Raw genomic sequence first — 19,914 nt, forward strand, 5'->3', positions numbered from 1 at the left:
TTGCGTTATGCGTCTGCGTTATGCGTCGAGCGCACTCATGACGTGCTTGATGCGGGTGTAGTCCTCGACGCCGTACATGGACAAGTCCTTGCCGTAGCCGGACTGCTTGAAGCCTCCGTGCGGCATTTCGGCGGTGAGCAGGATGTGGGTGTTGATCCAGACGGCGCCGAAGTCGAGGTCCCGGCTCAGGCGCATCGCCGTGCCGTGGTTCGAGGTCCAGACGCTGGAAGCCAAGGCGTAGTCGACGTCGTTGGCCAGTTCCACGGCCTCGTCCTCGGTGCTGAACTTCTGCACCGTGATGACCGGGCCGAAGGTTTCCTTCTGGACGATGTCGTCGCTCTGCTTGGCGCCGGTGACGATGGTGGGCTCGAAGAAGAAGCCCTTCTCCCCCGCGCGGTGCCCGCCCGTCTCGATCTTGCAGTTTGCCGGCAGGTGCTCCACGACGGAGGTCACCGCGTTGAAGTGGTTGATGTTGTTCAGCGGGCCGAAGTAGTTGTCTTCGTCGTTCTGCGAGCCGGTGTGCAGGGTCTTGGTGTGCTCGACCATCGCGGCGACGACGTCGTCGTGCACCGAATCCTGGACCAGGACGCGGGTGATCGCCGTGCAGTCCTGCCCGGCGTTGAAGAAGGCGAACTCGGCGATCGCCGCGGCGCTCTTCTTGATGTCGGCGTCGGCGAACACAATGGCAGGGGCCTTGCCGCCGAGTTCCAGGTGGGCGCGCTTGAGCCCCTTGGCTGCGCCGGAGGCGACGGCAATGCCGGCGCGGACGGACCCGGTGATGGAGACCAGGCCCGGGACCTTGTGCTCCACCATCATGGCGCCGGTCTCGCCGGTGCCGAGGACAACGTTCAGGACGCCGGCCGGGAAGATCTCGCCAGCAAGCCGGGCCAGCACCAGGGTGGATTCGGGGGTGGTGTCCGAGGGCTTGAGGACAACGGTGTTGCCCGCGGCCAGGGCCGGCCCGATCTTCCAGATGGCCATGAGGAACGGGTAGTTCCACGGGGCCACCTGGGCCACGACGCCGATCGGTTCGCGCCGGACGTAGGAAGTGTGCCCTTCGAAGTACTCGCCAGCGGACTTGCCTTCGAGGACGCGGGCGGCACCGGCGAAGAAACGCAGCTGGTCGGCGCCGGCGGCCACTTCCTCGGCGGCGATCAGGGAGCGGACCTGGCCGGTGTTGCGGTGCTGGGCCTCCACGAGCTCGTCGCTGTTGGCCTCAACCGCATCGGCGAGCTTGAGCAGCATCAGCTGTCGCTGACCCGGCGTGGCGTGCTTCCAGGTCTTAAAGGCGTTCTGGGCAGCGGTCATGGCGGCGTCGACGTCGGCCTGCACCGAGATCGGCGACTGGGCCACGACTTCGCCGTTCGTCGGGTTCACAATGGGCAGCAACCCGGTGCCGGCGGGGGTGACGAACTCGCCGTTGATGAAGTTCTGCAAGGTTTGAACCACGGTGTACAACCTCTTTCCTACTGCCAATGACTGCCAACGACGGATGTGTGACTGGTCACGAGCCTATGCCAGGCGCCCGGGCCAGGGAATAGGCACCTGCACACCGGGCCCGCAATACTTTAGTGCGCTTGACCAGCACGCGGTTATCCTGACTTCATGGCCATTTCACTCGCCGCCCTGCTGGGGGTTCCGTCACTAAAACTCGCCAAGGCCGGCCTCGCCGAAACCACCTGGCACGAGGACATCCTTTGGGTAGCCGTCACCGAACAGGAGGATCCACAGCGGTTCCTCAACGGCGGGGAGCTGATCCTGACCACGGGGATGCGGCTCAGGAGCGCCGCGGAGCAGCGCCGCTTCGTCCGCCAGGTCCAGCGGGCCGGCGCGGTGGGGATCGGTTTCGGCGTCGGCCTGAGCCACGACGCCGTGCCGCAGGCCCTCATCGCAGAGGCCAACCGCTGGGGACTGCCGGTGGTGGAGGTGCCCTACGAGACGCCCTTCATCGCCATCGGAAAGCTGGTGGCCGACGCCCAGTCCGCGGACCACTTCGTCAAGCTGGAACGGCTCATCGCCGGGCACCAGATCCTGGCCCGCGCCCTGCTGACCGGCGGCGGCCTCGCCGAACTCCTGAAACACCTGGGTTCGATGCTGCGCACCGAGATTGTCCTGACCCAGTTCACCGCCCAGCTGTACAACAGCGTTCCCGGCCATCCGGCGCCCACGGCCGAGGGCTGGGCGTCCTACCCGATCCCCACGGGCCGCCGCGATGCCTGCACGCTGTGGGTGAAGCAGCCCTTCGAGGACTCGGGCATTGTGGGCTACGCCCAGAACCTGATCAGCGTCGAGCTCAACAACATGGTCAAGCAGCGGCAGGCCCAGCGGGCGCTGGCCGGACAGGTCCTCGACGACGTCATCCACGGGACGCTGGAGACTTCCGAAGCGACGCGCCGCCTGGCCGGCGTCGGCATCAACAGCACCCGCAAGAACGTGGTCCTGCTCGCCGAATCGGCGGCCCACCACAAACAGCTCGGGAGTTCCTCCCTGCCCCAGCCGCTTGAGGCGGCGGTGAGCGCCGTCGTCGGGAAAGACCTCGTGGTGGTCATGCCCGACGACGGCAGCGGCGCCAGCGCCCTCGCCCGCAGTCTCAGCGGCCATCTCGCCGAGGCCGGGATCCATGCCACGATCGGCATCGGGGGGGCCTACACCAAGCCGAACGGCCTGCGCTGGAGCTATTTCGAGGCCCGCGACGCGGTCACCCACGGCCTGCCGGTCAACGAACCCGAACGTCTGAGCCTGACGTCGCTGCTGCTGGCCAGCGAAGACGTTCCGCTCTCGGACATGGCCAACGAATCGTTGAACCCCCTGCGGACCTTTGACGCGACGCATGGGGCCGAACTTATGGCCACGCTGGAAAGCTACCTCAACAACAACGGCTCAGTGGCGGCCGTGGCCGAGGAACTGACTCTCCACCGCAACACCGTCCGTTACCGGTTGGCGCAAATCACGGAACTCACCGGCTACGACCCCGCCCAGACAGCCGACCGGGTGCAGCTCTGGCTCGCCCTGGCGGTGCAGCGGCTCAGCGCCCGCCATCCGAACTGACCGCCGCCCCAAGCAACGCGGGGTCAGATAACGCCCATTCCGGACCCGTTATTGGGCGTCATCTGACCCCGCGTTGCTTTAAGGGCGCGGACATCATGACGAGACGTTCGCCACTAAAGAGTGGGCCCCAGACATCAAACGTCTAACCTTTAGGTATGGCAAGCAGCACGGCGGTTTCCGCCCTCCCCCAGACAGCACCGCCCGGCGCCGCGCGGCCACGCGCCGTGTTCGTCGCCGGCGTCCTGGCCCTCGTGCTGATCGGCCTCAACCTGCGCGCCGGCATCACCGGCGCGGCCGCGCTCTTCCACGACCTGCAGGCAGTCCTGGGCTACGGCCCGCTGATCGCAGCCGTGCTCCCCTCGATCCCCACCCTGTGTTTCGCGGTGGCCGGCGCAGCCACGTCCTGGCTCACCCGGCAGCTGGGCCTGGAAAAAGCCATCCTGCTCTCCCTCGTGATGCTGGCCGCAGGGCTGCTGCTGCGGGGCGTTCCGTCCACCGGAATGCTGCTCGCCGGGACCGTGGCGGGGATGTCCGGGCTGGCCGTCTGCAACGTGGCGATGCCTGCCTTCATCCGGGTCCACTTCGCGGACCGCACGTCGCTCATGACAGCTCTCTACACGGTAACCATGACCACCGGCGCCACCGTCACGGCCGTGCTGATCGTGCCGGTGGCGCAGGCCCTGGGCTCGCCCTCTGCGGGCGTAGGGTCAATCGGCATCCTGGCGCTGTCCGCCTGTCTCGGCTTCCTCCCGATTGTGCTGCATGCCCACCGCAATGCAGCCGCCGGCAAGGCTGCCCGGGTGTCCCCGTGGCCGCTGCTGCGGACCCGGACCGGCGCCCTGATCACCCTCGGCTTCACGGTGCAGGCGCTCCTGGCCTATGCCATCCTCAGCTGGTTTCCCTACATGCTGGTCACGATGGGACTCACCGCCTCCGGAAGCGGGTTGATGTTCGGACTGATGCAGCTCGTCTCCGTCCCGGCCGGCATGGTGCTCGTGGCCATCGGCTCACGTCCGCGGATGCTGCGGACCTCGTTTTACCTGGCCACCGTGACCATGGCGCTTGGCGTCCTGGCGATGCTGGTCCTGCCGGTGGACTGGGCCCCGCTGACCGCGGTGCTGCTGGGCTTCGGGCTCGGCATCTTCCCCCTGGTCATGGTGATGATCAGTCGCAGCGGCCGCACCACGGCCGAGACCACCGCGTTGTCCACTGTGGCCCAGTCCGCCGGGTACCTGCTGGCGACCCTCGGGCCGTTCGGCATGGGTCTGCTGCACAGCGCCACCAACTCCTGGACGCTGCCGTTGGCCCTCCTGTTGGCAGTGGCCGCAGCGCAGATCGCCGTGGGCCACCTGCTGACGGCCCGGCCCGCAGAAGGGAGCCGGCGATGACCCTCACCGCATCGCACCGACCGCCGCTGGCGGAGGAAATCACCGCCAAGCTGCGGGCGATGATCCACTCGGGCGAGTGGGCGCTGCAGCAGCGCATTCCGGCTGAACCGGAGCTCATGGCCGCGTTCGGCGTCTCGCGCGGCACCTTGCGCGAAGCCGTCAAGGCCCTTGCCCACAGCGGCATGCTCGAGGTCCGCCGCGGGGACGGTACCTACGTGCGCGCCACCAGCGAGATCGCCGGGGCCACGCAGCGGATGTATGCGGACCATTCCCAGGAGCACATCCTCGAGGTCCGCGTCGGGCTGGACACCCAGGCCGCCCGGCTCGCCGCCCGACACGCCAGCGCCGACGACGTCGCCGCCATGCGCGGGCTGCTCACCGAACGCCGCGCCGCGTGGCTGGCCGAAGACTACGCCGCCTGGGCCCGGGCCGACTGGGACTTCCACGTAATGGTGGCGCAGGCCTCCACCAACCCGCTGCTGCATGAGCTGTATGTCAGCTTCGGCGCCGTCTTCCATAACGACCTGCTTCGGCAGCAGCGGCGGGGCGGCTTCAACGGCCTCCCCCATGAGGGCCACGACGAACTCGTCGATGCCATTGCCGCCCGGAATGAGGCAGCCGCCGTCGAGAGCGTCACCCGGAACCTGAATTCCTGCGCCGAGTGGCTGCAGGAGTAACTTCTCAGGGTTTTCCCAAGGTGGCGGGAAGATGCTCAGTCCCAGCCGTCCCCTTGCGCCCAGCAGCAGGGCCACGGCAAGTCAGAGGCCCCCGGGCCGGAACCAACGTTCCGGTCCGGGGGCCTTTGCGGTGCTCCCTACGCCATTTCCGGGCCTGGGCTGGCTCCTCAATAGGGACTTAGTGCTGTAGACCCGGCCCTGGCGGGGGTCAATACTGACAGTTGCAGGACGCGAGCGTGCACGCGTTGGCGGGACGTGCCGTTCCGCCCCTGCGGACAAACCTGTCCGGACGAACGCGTGCGGACGAAAGTGCCGGACTCGCCGGATCTCGCAGTGCGGCGTCGGATTCGCCCTAGCAAGGACTTGGCGTGGAGGTCGATGGTGGGCAAGAAGAAGAAAAAGAAGAACACCGGCGACGCGGCGGGGCCGGACGGCCGTGCCGGAACAAAGATGGGCCGCAAAGAGTACGAGGCGCAGATGTCCGACCTGCAAGGCGAACTGGTCGCCCTGCAGGAGTGGGTCAAGTCCACCGGCGCCAAGGTCTGCGTCGTCTTCGAGGGACGCGACACGGCGGGCAAGGGTGGCACGATCAAGCGCATCGTTGAGCGGGTGAGTCCCCGGGTGTTCCGGGTGGTGGCGCTTCCCACCCCGACGGAGCGGGAGAAGTCCCAGATGTACCTCCAGCGGTATATGTCCCACTTTCCGGCCGCTGGCGAGGTGGTTATCTTCGACCGCAGCTGGTACAACCGTGCGGGCGTCGAGCGCGTGATGGGCTTCTGCACACCGGAGCAAACCCAGAAGTTCCTCGACCTGGCACCGCAGGTTGAGAAGGCGATGGTTGACTCCGGCATCATCCTGCTTAAATACTGGCTCGAGGTCAGCCCGGACGAGCAGACCCGGCGACTCAAGAGCCGCATGGACGATCCGCGCAAGACGTGGAAGCTCTCGCCGATGGATCTGTTGTCCTACAGCCGGTGGTACGACTATTCGCGGGCCAGGGACGCCATGTTCGAGGCAACGGACACCGCGTGGGCACCCTGGTACGTGGTGAATAACGACGTCAAGAAGCGTGGCCGGCTCAACATCATCAGCCACCTGCTCAGCCAGGTGCCCTACGAGTCGTTCCCGGGCCTCGACGTCGAACTACCCAAGCGCCAGAAGGCCGGCGACTACCACGAGCCGGCCCTGGCGGTACGGCGCATTCCGACCCCGTTCTGAGCTCCGCGCCCGCCATCAGGAGGAAGCCATGAATGACAAGACCGGAGTAGCACCAGCAGGGGTGGCCCCGGCCGAGGCGGACGCAGCCTGGTACGCGTTCTCCCCTTCGGACGTCGCAGGGCGGCTGGCCGTTGATCCGACCCGCGGGCTGACCACCGCCGAGGCGCAACAGAGGCTGCAGGAGCACGGCCCCAACGCACTGGCCGAGGCCAAGCCGGAACCGGTGTGGGTACGGTTTTTCAAGCACTACCGCGACTACATGCAAATTGTCCTCGTGGGCGCCGCGCTGGTCAGCCTGCTGATCGAGGAGTATGGCACCGCCATAGGGCTCGCGGTGCTGACGCTGTTCAACGCGTGGTTGGGCTATCACCAGGAGGGCAAGGCTCAAGCGGCCGCAGCCTCGCTGGGGGCGATGATGAAGTCGATGGCCAAGGTGCGCCGCGACGGTGACGTTGTGGAACTTGCCGCGGACGAGATCGTGCCCGGGGACATTGTGGTGGTGGACGCCGGCGACCGTGTCCCGGCCGACGGCCGGATCATCATCGCGGCTACCCTTCAGATCGAGGAGGGCGCCCTGACCGGCGAGAGCGTCGCGGTCGAGAAGGACACCGTGCCCATCAGGCGCCACGACGTCGGCATCGGAGACCGCCTGAACATGGCGTTCATGAACACCAACGTCACCCGGGGCCACGGCGAGATCCTGGTCACCACCACCGGCATGGGCTCGGAGGTCGGCCACATCGCCAACATGCTGTCCGGCCAGAAGGTGGAGAAGTCCCCGCTGACCAAGCAGGTGGACCGGCTCACGATTTTCATCATCCTCGCGGCACTGTTCGCCTTCATTGCCATTGTTGTGATGGGCCTGGCCCAGGGCGAGTCCTTCACGGTGCTTTTCGGAATCGGTGTGGCGCTGGCGGTCGGCTCGATCCCGGATGCGCTGCCCGCCGTGGTCACTACGATCCTTTCCGTCGGTTCGGTCAACATGGCCAAGAAGAACGCCATTATGAAGGTCCTGCCCGCCGTCGAAACGCTGGGCTCCACGTCGGCGATCAACTCGGACAAGACGGGCACCCTGACCCTGAACCAAATGACGGTGCGAGAGATCACCACGGTGCAACACCACTACACAGTGGGCGGTGAGGGCTACAGCTTCGAGGGCCAGGTCCAACGGACCACCGGCGACGCCGAGCGGGACCTGGACTACGTGATGTTCTCCTGCGCATTGTGCAACGACTCCGACATCCAGGACGGCGAGGTCGTCGGGGACCCCACGGAGGCCGCGCTGTACGTGCTCGCGCAGAAGGGCGGCGTGGACGTCAGGGAGTTCCGCCGGAACAACCCGCGCGTGGCGTCGGTACCCTTCGACTCCGACTACAAATTCATGGCCACATTCCACCTGATGCCCGGCGCCGACGGCAAACCCGTGGTCCGCGCCTACGTGAAGGGGGCGCCCGATGTCCTCCTCGGCAGGTCATCGTTCGCCCGGATGCCCGGCGGCAGGGCCGAACCGCTCACCGAGGAGATGCGCGCGAAAGTGCTCGCCGAGAACGAGCGCATCGCGGGTCAGGGCAGGCGGGTCCTGGCACTGGCGCAGCGCGAGTTCGATCCGGCGAGGTTCGATCCGTCGGGCGACCTCATGGGGCTCATGCTGGATCTGGAACTTTCGGCACTGATCGGCGAGGTCGACCCGCCGCGCGCCGAGGCGGTGGCCGCGATCGCCAAGGCCAAGCACGCCGGCATCCGGGTCCGGATGATCACCGGTGACCACGCCGTCACCGCGGCCGCGATCGCCGAGGAACTGGGCATCAGGGGCCGCGCGGTGACCGGGGCCGAGTTCGCGGCCATGAGCGATGCCGAGGCCGAGAGCGAGGTGGACGGAATCGGCGTGATCGCCCGGGTGGCCCCCGAGCATAAGGTCAGGCTGGTCCAGGTGCTCAAACGCAAGGGCAACGTCGTCGCCATGACTGGTGACGGCGTGAACGACGCGCCAGCGATCGCGGCGGCAGACATCGGGATCGCGATGGGCATCACGGGCACCGACGTTGCCAAGGGCGCAGCCAAGATGATCCTGGCCGACGACAACTTTGCCACCATCGTGGCCGCCGTTGAAGAGGGCCGGCTGGTGTATGACAACCTGCAGAAGTTCATTCGGATCCAGGTCGCCAACCTGTTCATGTTCATTCTGGCGTTCATCGGGTCATCGGCGTTCGCGATCGCCGGCACGGCCCTTCTCAGCCCGGCCCAGGTGCTCTGGATCCACATGGCGATCGTCGCGCCCATCGGCGCGGTGATGGGGCTGGACCTCGCGACGCCCGGCATCATGGACCGCAAGCCGCGGCCCTTCAACCAGCCGATCATTGTCCGGTCAATGATGGTGCGCCTGTTCATCGTCGGGCTTTTCATGGCGGCGGCGACGCTGATCCTCGTGCAGATCGGCAAGACCACCTTCGGTTCACTCGAGATCGGCCAGACCATGGCCGTCGTGGGTCTGGGGCTGATGAACATCTTTGTCGCGCTCAACCTCCGGTACCCCACGGAGAGCGCCTTCGGGCCGGCCACCTTGTCCAATCCCAAACTGCTCTGGGCGTTCGCCTGGGCCGTCCTTGGCTCGATGCTCATCAGCCAGATGCGGGTGCTGCAGGAGGTGTTCGGCACCCAGCCGCTCACCGGACAGCAGTGGCTGATCTGCCTTGTGCCTGGCGTGGTGCTGCTGCTCCTCGGCGAGCTCTTCAAGATCGTCCTGCGGGCCAGGCGGCAAAGCGGGAGAACCAAAGTCGTGGCCCCGGCCGTTCCCGCGTGAGGCAGCGAAACCCCGGCCGGCTGCAGCCGGCCGGGGTTTCGCTGCCTCCTGCTCCTCGCGGCTTACTCGGTCCGGTTACTTGGTCCGGGCGGGACGGGTGCGGACCAGGGCCGTGACGCCGGCGGCAAGACCCAGCAGTCCGGCCACCAGCCCGATCCAGCCAGCCGCGGAGCCGGCATCACCGGAGTCCGAAGTGCTTTCCGCGGCGGCCGGCGACGCCGGTGCTGCCGCCGCGGCGTGGCCGGTCTCTGCGGCTGTGGTCACGAACGAGGGTGCCGGGTGTCCGGGTTCGGCCTGGCCTTCAGCCGTTTTCTCATCCCATTTCACCACTGTCCCGTCGGTGTACGTCTGGGCCACGGGCAGGACCACGGTGGTCCCGGCATCCGGAAGGACGCCGACGGAGAGAGCGAACGCCTGGTACTCGTTCTGGCCGATCTGGTGTGCCTCGTCGGCCGTCCAGACGACAGAACTGGGCGCCTTGGTGACAGTGGCGCCAGAGACGGTGACGGGCTTGGGCAGATCAGTCGTGGTGACGACGGCTTTCCAGCCCTCGACCGGCTTCACCGACACTGAGGTGAGCGGGGTGTCCGTGGGCAGGGCGACTTCGAGCTTGCTGGTCTTGGCCGTGGGGGATTCGTTGGGCACGTTGAAGGTCAGGTGGGTGTAGCCGCCGGCGGTGGTGTCGTCCGGATCGACGTGGACGTGGGCCGAGGCGGCTGCGGCGCCGACGGCGAGCAGGCCGGCGGTCATCGTGGCGGCTGCGGCAGTCTTGAGGGTACGGCGCAGGGAGGTCTTCATGGCAGGGTGCCTTTCACAAACGGGGCGGGAAACGGCCGGCGCAGTGTCCGGCCTGGAAGCAGGCTGCCGCCCCCACTCCCTGTCCACAGCGTGAACGGCGGGATGGTCTTAGGCGGCGGGAAGGCACTCCGGAGGTCCGCGCCGGGCGGGGAGGCGCCGGCCGGCACGTCCCAGCGGGACGGTTCTGGAGGCCATGCAGGGCCAGGTGGGAGCGGGCACGATCGCGACGGGCTCCGGCGTGCAGATCAGCGGCCAGAACCATGAGGCTATGGCTGCCAGCGCCCGCTCTCCGCGGGCCAGCAACAGGGCAGTGCCGAGGGTTGCCGCCGCATGCGCAGCGAACATGGCGGCGTCCATGCCCGCGGCAGTAGCGGGCATGACGGCGTCGAACACATCCGGCGACAGCGCGGCGGCCGCATGACCGGAATGGACATGCGCCGCGGGTTCCGGGACCGCCACAGGCCGCCCGGCTGAGAGCGCACCGAATGACCAGTGAAGCCAGGCCTGCCCGGCGGTGAGCAGCCCGGTCAGGACAGGAAAGGACAGCCGGAACCGGGTCAGGAACGCCGTCGGGACCATGGCCACGGCACACAGCGCCGTCAGGATCACCGGATGCGGGAGCTGCCCGCCGCCGGCCAAGTGCCCACCCGCGGCCAGCGCCAGAATGACGGATCCGATGAGGCAGGTGCGGAACAGCCGGAAGGAGGCACGCGTCATGCTGGGCGGTCCTTTCCGGGTTCTTGGCTCAAGGTTGGAATCCGCTTAACATCCTACCGATCGGCCGACACGCACCACTCCCCCGACCGGGCATGATGCGACTCGGATGACCACCCCTGAGTAAACTCGGCAACATGGAATTTTCGGCGGCGGAGAACGAGCCCCCGTTTCTGCGGGAAACCGGCCTCGCAGCAGACAGTGGCGGGAAGCCTGCCGGGGAGGCAGCCGTTGACACCGCCGAGGCGGTGTCGAACAACCGCGTGCTCGACGCCGTCGCCCGTGCCGGTTTCGCCGTCATGGCGCTGCTGCATGTGGTGATCGGGGCCATCGCCGTCGCCCTGGTTCTGGGCGCTCCGGGCCAGGCCGACGCCACCGGCGCCATCGAACAGCTCGCCGCCAATCCTTGGGGTCCGGCTGTGATGTGGGCAGCGTTTGTCGGCTGCGCGGGACTCTCCATCTGGCAGCTGTGTGAAGCGACGCTGCGGGCACGCCGGCTCCCCCGCGGCCAACGGCTCGGCAAGCTTATTTCCTCCGGTTTCCTCGGCATCGCGTACGGCAGCATCGGACTCAGCTTTGCCGGCTTCGCGCTCGGCCGGCCCGGCGATTCCGGCGACTCCACACGGGACTTCAGCACCGCCGTCGTGCACAGCCCCTTCGGCGTACCGCTCCTGATCGGTCTTGGCCTGACGATCATCGGCATCGGCATCTACTTCATCGTCAAGGGCTTCGGCAAGAAGTTCAAAGAGGAGCTGCACCATTTCGAGGGGACCAGGCGCGGACGGCTGGTCAGCGCGCTCGGTGTCACCGGCCACGCGGCCAAAGGAGCGGCACTGATCCTCACCGGACTGCTGTTTGTCATCGCCGCGGCCACCAACAACCCGGGCTCCTCCACCGGGCTGGACGGGAGCCTCAAGGCCCTGAGGGACCATCCCTTCGGCCCGTACCTGCTCCTGGCGATCGGCGCAGGCTTCATCGCCTACGGCGTGTTCGCGCTGGTCAGGGCCCGCTTTGGCCGGATGTAGCGCCCCGTAGCTGGACGCTGAGGTTGCGGCCCGACGGCCGCGCGCGTTTTAAGCCCCCAGGGGGACAACGTCCTCGCCCTGGTAGAGCAGGGCCCGGATTTCGGATTCGGCCGAGTCCCGGCGTTTGGGGTCGATGGTCTCCCCGGCGGCGAAATGGTCCAGCAGCCGGGGATCGACGTAGCTCTTGCGGGCGATCGACGGCGTGTTTCCCAAAACCGCGGCGGCATCGACCATGGCGCGGCTCACCGCCCGCTTGCGCTTTGCGGTCTTGGCCTGCGGCCCGCTCTGCGCGAGGCTGACGGCAGCCGCTACGGTTCCCCGCAGGGTGCGGAAGTCCTTGGCCGTGAAATCCTCCCCCGTGCGCTCTTTGACGTACTCGTTGATGTCAGCGCTGGACACCGGGTGCCAGCGGCCCTTGGCTTTGTAGGCCAGCAGCCGGGCGTTGCCGCCGCGCCGCTTGAGCTGGCGCACGACGGCGGCGAGGTCGGCGTCCTCGATCCGTGATTCCCAGGTCTTGCCGCTCTTGGCGGGGAAACTCAGCCGGATCTCGTCCTTGCGCACGCGGACGTGGGCGCACAGCAGGGTGGCGAGGCCGTGGCTGCCGTTCTCGTTCGTGTAGCGCTCGGAACCCACCCGGAGCGAACCGCTGTCCAGCATCCGGAAGGCGGCCGCCAGCACCCGCTCCCGGCTGAGCCCCTCGGAACGCAGGTCCATGGTCACGAGGCGGCGGGCAGTAGGGAGGGTTTCGGCAAGCTGGAGGGCCCGGTCGAACTTGAGCCGGTCCTTCTTCTCGCGCCAGCCCGGATGGTAAATGTACTGGCGGCGGCCCACCGCGTCCAGTCCCGTCGCCTGGATGTGCCCGTTGTCGTACGGGGCAATCCAGACGTCGGTCCAGGCCGGCGGAATGCCGATTTGTTCGAGCCGGTCCCGCACCGGGCCGGGCGGCAGCGTGGACCCGTCCAGGTCCTTGTAGCTAAAGCCGGTGCCGGCGCGAACCCGGCGGTAGCCGCGGCCGGATGCGTTGCTGCGACGGAGCCTCATGACGCTAAGCCTACTGACTACCGCCGGTTTCCGCCCATACACAGCAACGCGGGGTCACTTCGCGCCCCTAAATCCTTGTGGATTGGGCGTGAAGTGACCCCGCGTTGTTTGGTGTTGGGGTTAGAGCTGGGCGGCGACTCCGCCGCGGGAAATGGCCACCATCTCCTCGCGCGGGACCACCTTGACGCGTTCGCGGGCCACCTCAACCCCGTGTGAGGTGCCGGCCGCCGTCGCCGTCTCGCCCAGGGCACGCTCGTGCGCGTCGAGGGCCAGCCAGCCCTCCCAGGTGGTGAACTCCACTCCGCGGCTCTCCAGGAGTTCGACGACGGCCTCCGGGGCCGGCGCCGCGGCCAGCGGCAGGGTCTCGCGGTCCTCGAGCACGTAGGTCACGGTTTCGAGGGCGTCGCCCTTGGTGTGGCCGATCAGGCCCACGGGTCCGCGTTTGATCCAGCCGGTCGCGTAGAGCCCGGGGACGTGGGTGCCGGAGGCATCCAGGACGCGGCCGCCGTCGTTTTGCACAACGCCCTTGCTGTGGTCGAACTCGACGTCGGGCAGGGCGGAGCCGAAGTAGCCGATGGCGCGGTACACGGCCTGGACCGGGTAGTCGACAAACTCGCCGGTCCCCCGGGCGTTGCCGGTGCCGTCCAGTTCGGTGCGCTCAAACTTGATCCCGGCGACGCGGCCGGGGGTCTCGGCGTCGTCGTACACCTCCACGGGGCTGTGCAGGAAGTGCAGGTGCAGCCGGCGGGATGCTGTGAGTTCGGAGAGGTCCTCGGGCTGTTCGGCGATCCAGTTGGTGAGCGTGCCCACCATGGTCTTGGTCTGGTTGTTGCTCTGGATCTGCCGGTCGGATTCGGCGTCGAACTCGAAGTCTTCCGGGTAGAGGATGATGTCGACGTCCTTGGAGTGCGAGAGTTCGCGCAGCTCCAGCGGGGTGAACTTGACCTGGGCCGGTCCGCGGCGGCCGAAGACGTGCACGTCGGTGACCGGAGAGGACTTCAGCCCGGCGTAGACGTTGTCCGGGATTTCCGAGACCAGGAGGTCATCGGCGTGCTTGGAGAGCATGCGGGCCACGTCGAGGGCCACGTTGCCGTTGCCGATCACGGCGATTTCCTTGGCCTCCAGCGGCCAGTCACGCGGTACGTCCGGGTGGCCGTCGTACCAGGAGACGAAGTCAGCGCCGCCGTACGAGCCCTCGAGTTCGATGCCCGGGATGTTCAGGTCCGCGTCCTTGATGGCGCCGGTGGCGAAGATGACGGCGTCGTAGTGGGTGCGCAGGTCCTCGATGGAGAGGTCCGTGCCGTAGTCAACGTTGCCGAAGAACCGGATGTCGCCGCGGTCCAGGACCTTGTGCAGGGCGTTGACGATGCCCTTGATGCGGGGGTGGTCGGGGGCCACGCCGTAGCGGATCAGGCCGTAGGGTGCCGGGTAGCGGTCAAAGAGGTCGATGCTGACGGTGAGTTCACCGCTCTTGACGGCCTCGCTCTTGGTCAGGATGTCCGCGGCGTAGACGCCGGCGGGGCCGGAACCGACGACGGCGACGCGCAACGGGCGGGCAGCGGTTCCTACGGTGGTGCTAGTTGACACGGCTGTGTTCCTTTTTCTTCTGCATCCGTTGCTCCATAAACGCGGTTTTGGGGCTCTTGATAAGGGCCGTTATGGAGCAATCGACGGGTGTTAGGGGGTCAGTACGCGGGTCTTGGCAGTGCGGGGTTTGTTCGGGGCGGTGGTGCTGTAGTCCGCGGTCTTGAAGTGCGACGGCGCGAACGGGCTGACGCGGACCACGTCGCCGATCACGATCACGGCAGGGTTCGCGACGCCGACGGCCTCCGCCTGGTCCGCGATGGTCCCCAGCGTCCCGATGGTTACCCGCTGGTCGGGCAGGTATCCATTCTCTACGATGCCAACCGGCGTGCCCGCTGGCAAACCGGCCTGCGCCAGGGAGGCCGCGGAATCACGGAGCTGGCCCACGCCCATGAGCAGGATCACGGTGTGGTCGGCGCGGGCCGGGACCTCGGAGAGCTCTTCGTGGCCGGTGACCACGCTGAAGCCCTTGGCCAGCCCGCGGTGCGTGACGGGGATGCCGGCCGCGGCCGGGACGGAGGTCGCGGAGGTCACGCCGGGGACCACTTCAACGTCCACGCCGTTGTGACGGCAGAACTCGGCTTCCTCACCGCCGCGGCCCAGGACATACGGGTCACCGCCCTTGAGTCTGACCACGCGGTGGCCCTGACGGGCTTCGTCGACCAGGATCCGGTTGATCTCGGCCTGCGGGACCGGGTGGTGGCCGGGGGTCTTGCCGACCTCGACGACACGGACGTCGGGGGCGAGTTCGCCCAGCAGCTCGCGCGGGCCGAGGCGGTCTGCGACCACGACGTCGGCCTGGCCCAGGAGCCGGCGGCCGCGGACCGTGATGAGCCCGGTGTCGCCGGGCCCGCCGCCGACAAGGGCCACACTGCCGGTGGAAGCCCGGCGCCGGCGCAGCGGGAGGTCTCCGGCGTCCAGGGCGGTGGCGACGGCGTCGCGCAGGGCCATGGCCCGGCGCGGGTCTCCCCCGGCGTTGACAGCGATCTTGACGTCATCGACGACGGCGACGGCGGGCGTCCAGGCTGCGGAGGCTTCGTGGTCGGAGGCGTTGACGCACCAGATGCGTTGCGCCTCGGCGTCGGCGGAGACGCGCGCGTCCACGGCGGGATCGCCGGTGGCGGTCTGGACGAACCAGACGCCGTCGACGTCGGACGGACCGTACCGGCGGGGCTCCCAGCTCAGGAGACCGGCGCCGGCAAGTTCAGCCATTGCAGGTGAGGCATCGGGGGCCACGACGGTGACGCGGGCGCCGGCGTCGAGCAGTCCCTTGGCGCGCCGCGCGGCCACGGGGCCGCCGCCGACCACCAGCACGGGACGGCCGAGGAGGCGCAGCGCCGTGGGGTAAATGTCCTGAATTGCCATGCATCGACGATAGGGCGGCGTCACATTGCGGAACAACGGTACGGAAACACCAGTTCACGCAAGGTAACGCCGCGTCACATAGTTGGGGGCACCGTGCTTACTTCACCGCAATGAGTTCGACCAGTTTGATGTCGGGGTCCTTGGCCAGCAGGGCGGGGCCGTGTTCGCCGAGGGCGGCCGGGATGGCACCGCTGAGGTGGGCCTGCCGGTCCTCCTCGGTGTCAAAGCTGTCGAAAATGCCGAAGGTGTTCTCGCTGACCCGGAAGGCGTACCAGGTCCGGGTCCCCGGCTCGTTGAGCACGATCTCCCGGCCCCCATTGAGGAAGTCCCAGACGTCCTGTTCCTTTCCCGCTTTCGCTTCGACCAGGGCCAGCACGCCAAATTTTGCCGCCACAGCGACCTCCTTGTAATCAGTCGTGGAATCGCGCTTGGAATGGGCCGCAATCCGGCCTCTAGGCGCGAGTGTAGGCCTGTGCCTGAGCCCGGGCAAGGGCCCCGCAACCAAAGCAACGCGGGGTCACTTACGGCCCAAAAACCCGAAGGAATTGGGCGGTAAGTGACCCCGCGTTGCGGTAGATGCGGCGGGTCGGGGGGTGTCGGCTGAGCGGGTTGCCGGGCCTAGCGGGTGCTGCCGGCGAGGAGGCCGCGACGGCGGAGCAACCGCTTTTCGACCGGGGCGAAGACGAGCAGTTCGATCAGGATGCCGACGGCGAGGATCAGCAGGATGGCGCACATGACGATGGTCATGTCGGACAGGACCCGGCCCTGGTCCAGCAGGGAACCGAGGCCAAAGCCGATGGTGCCGCCCACGGCAATGATTTCCGCGGCCATGAGCGACCGCCAGGAGAAAGCCCACCCCTGCTTCAGGCCGCCGAGGTAGCCGGGCAGCGCGGCCGGCAGGATGATTTGCAGGGCGAGCTGGAGCCGGGAGGCGCCCAGGACCTTCCCGACGCTGCGGTACTGCGGCGGGATCTGGTCCACGCCGGAGATCAGCCCGTTGATGATCGAGGGAATGGCACCCATGAACACCACGAAATACACCGTGGCATCAGTGATCCCGAACCACAGAATGGCCGCCGGCACCCACGCCACGGACGGCAGCACCTGCAGCCCGGAAATCAGCGGGCCGAAGGCCCGCCGAAGCGGTGCCACCTGGGCCAGCAGCAGGCCCACGGGGGTGGCGATCACCACGCTGATGAGGAAGCCGACAACTCCGCGCTGCAGCGAGGTCCAGACGGCCTCCTGCAGCTTGCCCTCGCCCCACAGGATGCCGATCTGGCCGAGGACGTCCAGCGGTCCGGGCACGACGTCCCGGCGCTTGAAGCCGAGGGAGACGTAGAGCTGCCACGCAACCAGCAGCACGGCCAGGGCCGCGACCGGCAAGAGGATCCGGCTCCAGTCGATGCCGGCCTTACGCCCGGCATCGGACTGGAGGGAATCGAGCCCGGACTCCAGCTCGCGCAGGTCTTCCTTGCCGCTGGAGGAACGGGTCAGGGCCGCGTGCACTTTGCGGGTCTCGGCCGGGGCTTCCACCACGGGGAGTTGGTTACTTGGCATGGCGGCGGATCTCCTCGCGTAGCCGGGCCGTGATGACGCCGGTGAGCTCGCCGGCCAGGCCGGCGTCGGTGCGGTGTTCTTCGGTGACGTGCCATTCCTGCACCACCCGCCCAGGCCGGGAGGAGAGCAGCAGCACCCGCTGGCCAAGCCGGACGGCCTCGCGGACATTGTGCGTGACAAAGACGATGGTGCGGCCGGTTTCCTTCCAGATGCGTTCGAGCTCGTCGTGGAGCAGGTCGCGCGTGATCGCGTCCAGCGCCGCGAAGGGCTCGTCCATCAGCAGCAGCTGCCGGTCCTGGGCAAGCGAACGGGCCAGGGATACCCGCTGGCGCATCCCGCCGGACAGTTCGTGGGGCCGCTTGTCCCCCGCGCCACCCAGGTGCACCAGCTCCAGCAACTCCGCCGCCTTGACGCGGCGGTCGGCTTTCCCGACGCCGCGCAGTTTCAGGGCCAGTTCGATGTTTTCCCGGGCGGTCAGCCAGGGAAAGAGGGCAGCGTCCTGGAACATGAAGGCAGCACCGTCGCTGGGCACTTCGAGAGCGCCCGACGTCGGGGCCTCCAGCCCCGCCATGATGTTCAGAAGCGTGGACTTGCCGCAGCCGGAGGCACCGAGGAGGGCAACGAACTCGCCCTGCCCGATGGTGGCGTTGACGTCGTCCAGCACCGGGGCGCCGTCGCCGAAGCGCTTGCCCAGGTTTTCCAGTACGACTGGCATGGTCAGGTCCTTACTGTTGTGGCGGAACTGTTGTGACGGATGGCTGGAGGCCCGGAAGCTAGTCCTTGCCAAGCCCTTCGGCGGAGATCTTCGTGTCGGACACACTCTCGCCCAGGACGCTGTTGAGCGCCGTGAGGTCGAAGATGCCGTTGATGTCGGCCTGCTTGGTGGTGCCGGCGTCGACGCCGTCCTGGAGCAGCTTCTTGTACGTCCCGGCGAGCGGGTCGACGGTGAAGTTGATGTTCTTCAGGGAGCGGGCGATCACGTCGGCCGGCAGGGCCTTGCCGGCGGCTGCCTTGAGTGCGTCGTTGAGGACCGTGGCCTTCTCCGCGGCGGGCGCCGCCTTGAGCCAGTCCACGGATTCAACATGGCCCTTCAAGAGTGCCTTGACCGTCTCCGGGTGCTCGGCCGCGAACTTCTTGTTGACGATCAGGACGGTGGTGACGAACTCGCCCTTCTCCCAGAGGTCTTTTTCGTCAACCAGGACCTTCGCTCCGGCCTGCAGGACCAGGCGGGAGGCCCAGGGCTCCGGCAGCCAGGCGCCGTCGAGCTTGCCGTCCTGGAACAGCTTGAGCGTCTGCGCATTTTCGGTGGGGTTGATGGCCACGTCGCCGCTGCCGTCGGTCGAGGTCTTGAAGCCCTGCTTGCCCAGCCATGCGCGCAGGGCCACGTCCTGGGTGCCGCCAAGCTGCGGGGACGCGAGCGTCTTGCCCTTGAGGTCCGCGGCGGAGTTGATGCCGGGCTTGACCACCAGCTGAGCGCCGCCGGCCGCTGCGCCGGCGATGATGTTGATCGACTGGCCGTTGCTCTTGACGTAGGAGTTGATGGCCGGGTTGGGCCCGATGTAGGTGGCGTCGATGGCGCCTGCGTTGAGGGCCTCCACCGCGGCCGGGCCGGCGTTGAAGACCTGCGTGCTGAGCTTGGTCTGGCCCAGTTCCTTGGCGATGAGGCCCTTGCTGACGCCGACCAGGGCCGGCGCGTGCGTGATGTTGCCGAAGTAGCCGAGCTTGAGCTCGGCGGCGGGGCCCGTATTCGCGGCCGCCGGGGCGGGCTCCGGACCGCGGGACAGCGTGGAGGCCACGGCTGCGCCGGCGCCGATCAGGAGCACAAGCCCCGCGATCAGGACGATTTCGAGCGTGCGCTTGCGCTTGGGTTTGGAGTTCTGGCCGGCGACGATCCGCGTGGTGCCGGGCTGCGGCCCGGGCTGCGAACCGGGCTCGGGGTTTTCGGGGGTGCGTGACATGGGGGAAGTCCTGTTCTGGGGGTGAGTTCGGAAGGGCCGGGCGGTATGGTCAGCGCCGGCGACATCGCCCGTGGAGGTTCCTGCGGGGGCGGCTAAAGAACCGTTCCGTTGTCTTCATTCGTTCACCATAGGGAGTGTCATAAACCCGGTTCAACGGTCCGGAAACCGGGGGTCACGCGGGTTCATGCAGCGTCACATTCGTGAAACACGGGGCAAGGCCCTTCCCACCCACACAGGGTTCCGGCAGCCATTGCTGACCAGGCAAGGGACTGCCATTCTTGCTGGACCGGCACCACCGGCCATACCGGCACCACCGGTATGAAGGAAAGGACGAGACGATGCCGCTTTATCTGTCGAAGTTCAGTTACACACCGGAGACCTGGGCCAGGCTGATCAACAGCCCCGAGGACCGCAGAAAGGCCGCGCAGGCGTACATCGAGTCGGCCGGCGGGAAGCTGCACGGCTTCTGGTACGCGTTCGGCTCCCACGACGGCTTCAACTTGTGGGAGGCCCCGGACAACGTGTCCATGGCCGCGGTTGCGCTGGCGATCAGCGGAGGCGGCGCGCTGAGCTCCTTCGAAACGACAGTGCTCCTGACCGTCGAGGAGACAATGGAGGCCCTGCGGCAGGCCGAGCAGATCAAGTACCGGCCTCCCGGCGCTTAATGGTCACGGCACCTAATGGCCACCGCGCTTAGTGGTTGACGGCGCAGCCAACCTGCAGGAAGCCCCCGTCCGGTGG

Annotated in this window: 17 protein-coding genes; 7 read left to right on the top strand and 10 right to left on the bottom strand. The window is 67.7% G+C overall.

The window, feature by feature from the left end:
• Positions 1-18: 18 nt before the first annotated feature.
• Positions 19-1,449 (bottom strand): gamma-aminobutyraldehyde dehydrogenase, encoded by a 1,431-nt coding sequence (locus BM372_RS02410; protein ID WP_090952871.1) that lies wholly within the window; start codon positions 1,447-1,449, stop codon positions 19-21.
• A gap of 156 nt (positions 1,450-1,605) precedes the next feature.
• Here BM372_RS02410 and BM372_RS02415 point away from each other — a divergent pair, with 156 nt between their 5' ends.
• From BM372_RS02415 to BM372_RS02435, 5 genes are all read left to right on the top strand, one after another.
• Positions 1,606-3,048, top strand: a complete 1,443-nt coding sequence (locus BM372_RS02415) for a PucR family transcriptional regulator (RefSeq protein ID WP_090951294.1) — start codon at positions 1,606-1,608, stop codon at positions 3,046-3,048.
• A 155-nt stretch (positions 3,049-3,203) separates the two neighbouring features.
• Positions 3,204-4,436 carry an MFS transporter gene (locus BM372_RS02420; protein ID WP_090951297.1) on the top strand — a complete coding sequence of 411 codons (1,233 nt, stop codon included), beginning with the start codon at positions 3,204-3,206 and terminating at the stop codon, positions 4,434-4,436.
• Positions 4,433-5,113: a FadR/GntR family transcriptional regulator gene (locus tag BM372_RS02425; protein WP_090951300.1), complete on the top strand. Its 681-nt coding sequence runs from the start codon at positions 4,433-4,435 to the stop codon at positions 5,111-5,113. Before BM372_RS02420 ends, BM372_RS02425 begins: the two co-directional genes overlap by 4 nt.
• A 378-nt stretch (positions 5,114-5,491) precedes the next feature.
• Positions 5,492-6,331, top strand: coding sequence for a polyphosphate kinase 2 (ppk2, locus tag BM372_RS02430; protein WP_090951303.1), 840 nt, complete (start codon positions 5,492-5,494; stop codon positions 6,329-6,331).
• A gap of 28 nt (positions 6,332-6,359) precedes the next feature.
• Entirely contained in the window at positions 6,360-9,131 is a 2,772-nt protein-coding gene (locus BM372_RS02435) for a cation-translocating P-type ATPase (RefSeq protein WP_256213998.1), read from the top strand.
• Positions 9,132-9,206: 75 nt separating this feature from the next.
• Here BM372_RS02435 and BM372_RS02440 read toward each other — a convergent pair whose 3' ends face one another.
• Positions 9,207-9,929, bottom strand: coding sequence for a YcnI family copper-binding membrane protein (locus BM372_RS02440; protein WP_090951305.1), 723 nt, complete (start codon positions 9,927-9,929; stop codon positions 9,207-9,209).
• Between the two features lie 108 nt (positions 9,930-10,037).
• A complete protein-coding gene (locus BM372_RS02445) occupies positions 10,038-10,646 on the bottom strand; it encodes a hypothetical protein (RefSeq protein ID WP_090951309.1) in 609 nt (202 codons plus the stop codon).
• Positions 10,647-10,780: 134 nt separating this feature from the next.
• On the opposite strand from BM372_RS02445, the gene BM372_RS02450 reads away from it, so the two are divergent.
• The gene (locus BM372_RS02450) at positions 10,781-11,668 is read left to right on the top strand and encodes a DUF1206 domain-containing protein (protein ID WP_090951312.1); all 888 of its coding nucleotides are present in this window, start codon (positions 10,781-10,783) and stop codon (positions 11,666-11,668) included.
• A 48-nt stretch (positions 11,669-11,716) separates the two neighbouring features.
• Here the strand turns inward: BM372_RS02450 and BM372_RS02455 are convergent, their stop codons facing one another.
• The 7 genes from BM372_RS02455 to BM372_RS02485 form a co-directional block, all read right to left on the bottom strand.
• Complete coding sequence (locus BM372_RS02455; RefSeq protein ID WP_090951315.1) at positions 11,717-12,709, bottom strand: DNA topoisomerase IB; 993 nt, start codon at positions 12,707-12,709, stop codon at positions 11,717-11,719.
• A 120-nt stretch (positions 12,710-12,829) separates the two neighbouring features.
• Entirely contained in the window at positions 12,830-14,296 is a 1,467-nt protein-coding gene (locus tag BM372_RS02460; RefSeq protein ID WP_090951318.1) for an FAD-dependent oxidoreductase, read from the bottom strand.
• A gap of 90 nt (positions 14,297-14,386) precedes the next feature.
• Entirely contained in the window at positions 14,387-15,658 is a 1,272-nt protein-coding gene (gene cobA / locus BM372_RS02465; protein ID WP_090951321.1) for a uroporphyrinogen-III C-methyltransferase, read from the bottom strand.
• Between the two features lie 97 nt (positions 15,659-15,755).
• A complete protein-coding gene (locus BM372_RS02470) occupies positions 15,756-16,052 on the bottom strand; it encodes a putative quinol monooxygenase (protein WP_090951324.1) in 297 nt (98 codons plus the stop codon).
• Positions 16,053-16,276: 224 nt separating this feature from the next.
• Positions 16,277-17,215 carry an ABC transporter permease gene (locus tag BM372_RS02475; protein WP_090951327.1) on the bottom strand — a complete coding sequence of 313 codons (939 nt, stop codon included), beginning with the start codon at positions 17,213-17,215 and terminating at the stop codon, positions 16,277-16,279.
• Positions 17,205-17,930 (bottom strand): ABC transporter ATP-binding protein, encoded by a 726-nt coding sequence (locus tag BM372_RS02480; protein ID WP_090951330.1) that lies wholly within the window; start codon positions 17,928-17,930, stop codon positions 17,205-17,207. The genes BM372_RS02475 and BM372_RS02480 overlap by 11 nt, the downstream gene beginning before the upstream one ends.
• 58 nt (positions 17,931-17,988) lie before the next feature.
• The gene (locus BM372_RS02485) at positions 17,989-19,173 is read right to left on the bottom strand and encodes an ABC transporter substrate-binding protein (RefSeq protein ID WP_090951333.1); all 1,185 of its coding nucleotides are present in this window, start codon (positions 19,171-19,173) and stop codon (positions 17,989-17,991) included.
• Positions 19,174-19,511: 338 nt separating this feature from the next.
• Here BM372_RS02485 and BM372_RS02490 point away from each other — a divergent pair, with 338 nt between their 5' ends.
• A complete protein-coding gene (locus BM372_RS02490) occupies positions 19,512-19,838 on the top strand; it encodes a GYD domain-containing protein (protein WP_090951335.1) in 327 nt (108 codons plus the stop codon).
• Positions 19,839-19,914: the final 76 nt, after the last annotated feature.

The sequence above is a fragment of the Arthrobacter sp. ov118 genome, assembly GCF_900116495.1.
GTDB lineage: Bacteria > Actinomycetota > Actinomycetes > Actinomycetales > Micrococcaceae > Arthrobacter.

Bases quoted from the DNA above. Each gene is read 5' to 3' on its own strand.
- BM372_RS02480 (WP_090951330.1), bottom strand. From the start codon at position 17,930: ATGCCAGTCGTACTGGAAAACCTGGGCAAGCGCTTCGGCGACGGCGCC.
- BM372_RS02475 (WP_090951327.1), bottom strand. From the start codon at position 17,215: ATGCCAAGTAACCAACTCCCCGTGGTGGAAGCCCCGGCCGAGACCCGC.
- BM372_RS02455 (WP_090951315.1), bottom strand. From the start codon at position 12,709: ATGAGGCTCCGTCGCAGCAACGCATCCGGCCGCGGCTACCGCCGGGTT.
- BM372_RS02450 (WP_090951312.1), top strand. From the start codon at position 10,781: ATGGAATTTTCGGCGGCGGAGAACGAGCCCCCGTTTCTGCGGGAAACC.
- BM372_RS02485 (WP_090951333.1), bottom strand. From the start codon at position 19,173: ATGTCACGCACCCCCGAAAACCCCGAGCCCGGTTCGCAGCCCGGGCCG.
- ppk2 (WP_090951303.1), top strand. From the start codon at position 5,492: ATGGTGGGCAAGAAGAAGAAAAAGAAGAACACCGGCGACGCGGCGGGG.
- BM372_RS02490 (WP_090951335.1), top strand. From the start codon at position 19,512: ATGCCGCTTTATCTGTCGAAGTTCAGTTACACACCGGAGACCTGGGCC.
- BM372_RS02445 (WP_090951309.1), bottom strand. From the start codon at position 10,646: ATGACGCGTGCCTCCTTCCGGCTGTTCCGCACCTGCCTCATCGGATCC.
- BM372_RS02440 (WP_090951305.1), bottom strand. From the start codon at position 9,929: ATGAAGACCTCCCTGCGCCGTACCCTCAAGACTGCCGCAGCCGCCACG.
- BM372_RS02425 (WP_090951300.1), top strand. From the start codon at position 4,433: ATGACCCTCACCGCATCGCACCGACCGCCGCTGGCGGAGGAAATCACC.
- BM372_RS02435 (WP_256213998.1), top strand. From the start codon at position 6,360: ATGAATGACAAGACCGGAGTAGCACCAGCAGGGGTGGCCCCGGCCGAG.
- cobA (WP_090951321.1), bottom strand. From the start codon at position 15,658: ATGGCAATTCAGGACATTTACCCCACGGCGCTGCGCCTCCTCGGCCGT.
- BM372_RS02420 (WP_090951297.1), top strand. From the start codon at position 3,204: ATGGCAAGCAGCACGGCGGTTTCCGCCCTCCCCCAGACAGCACCGCCC.
- BM372_RS02415 (WP_090951294.1), top strand. From the start codon at position 1,606: ATGGCCATTTCACTCGCCGCCCTGCTGGGGGTTCCGTCACTAAAACTC.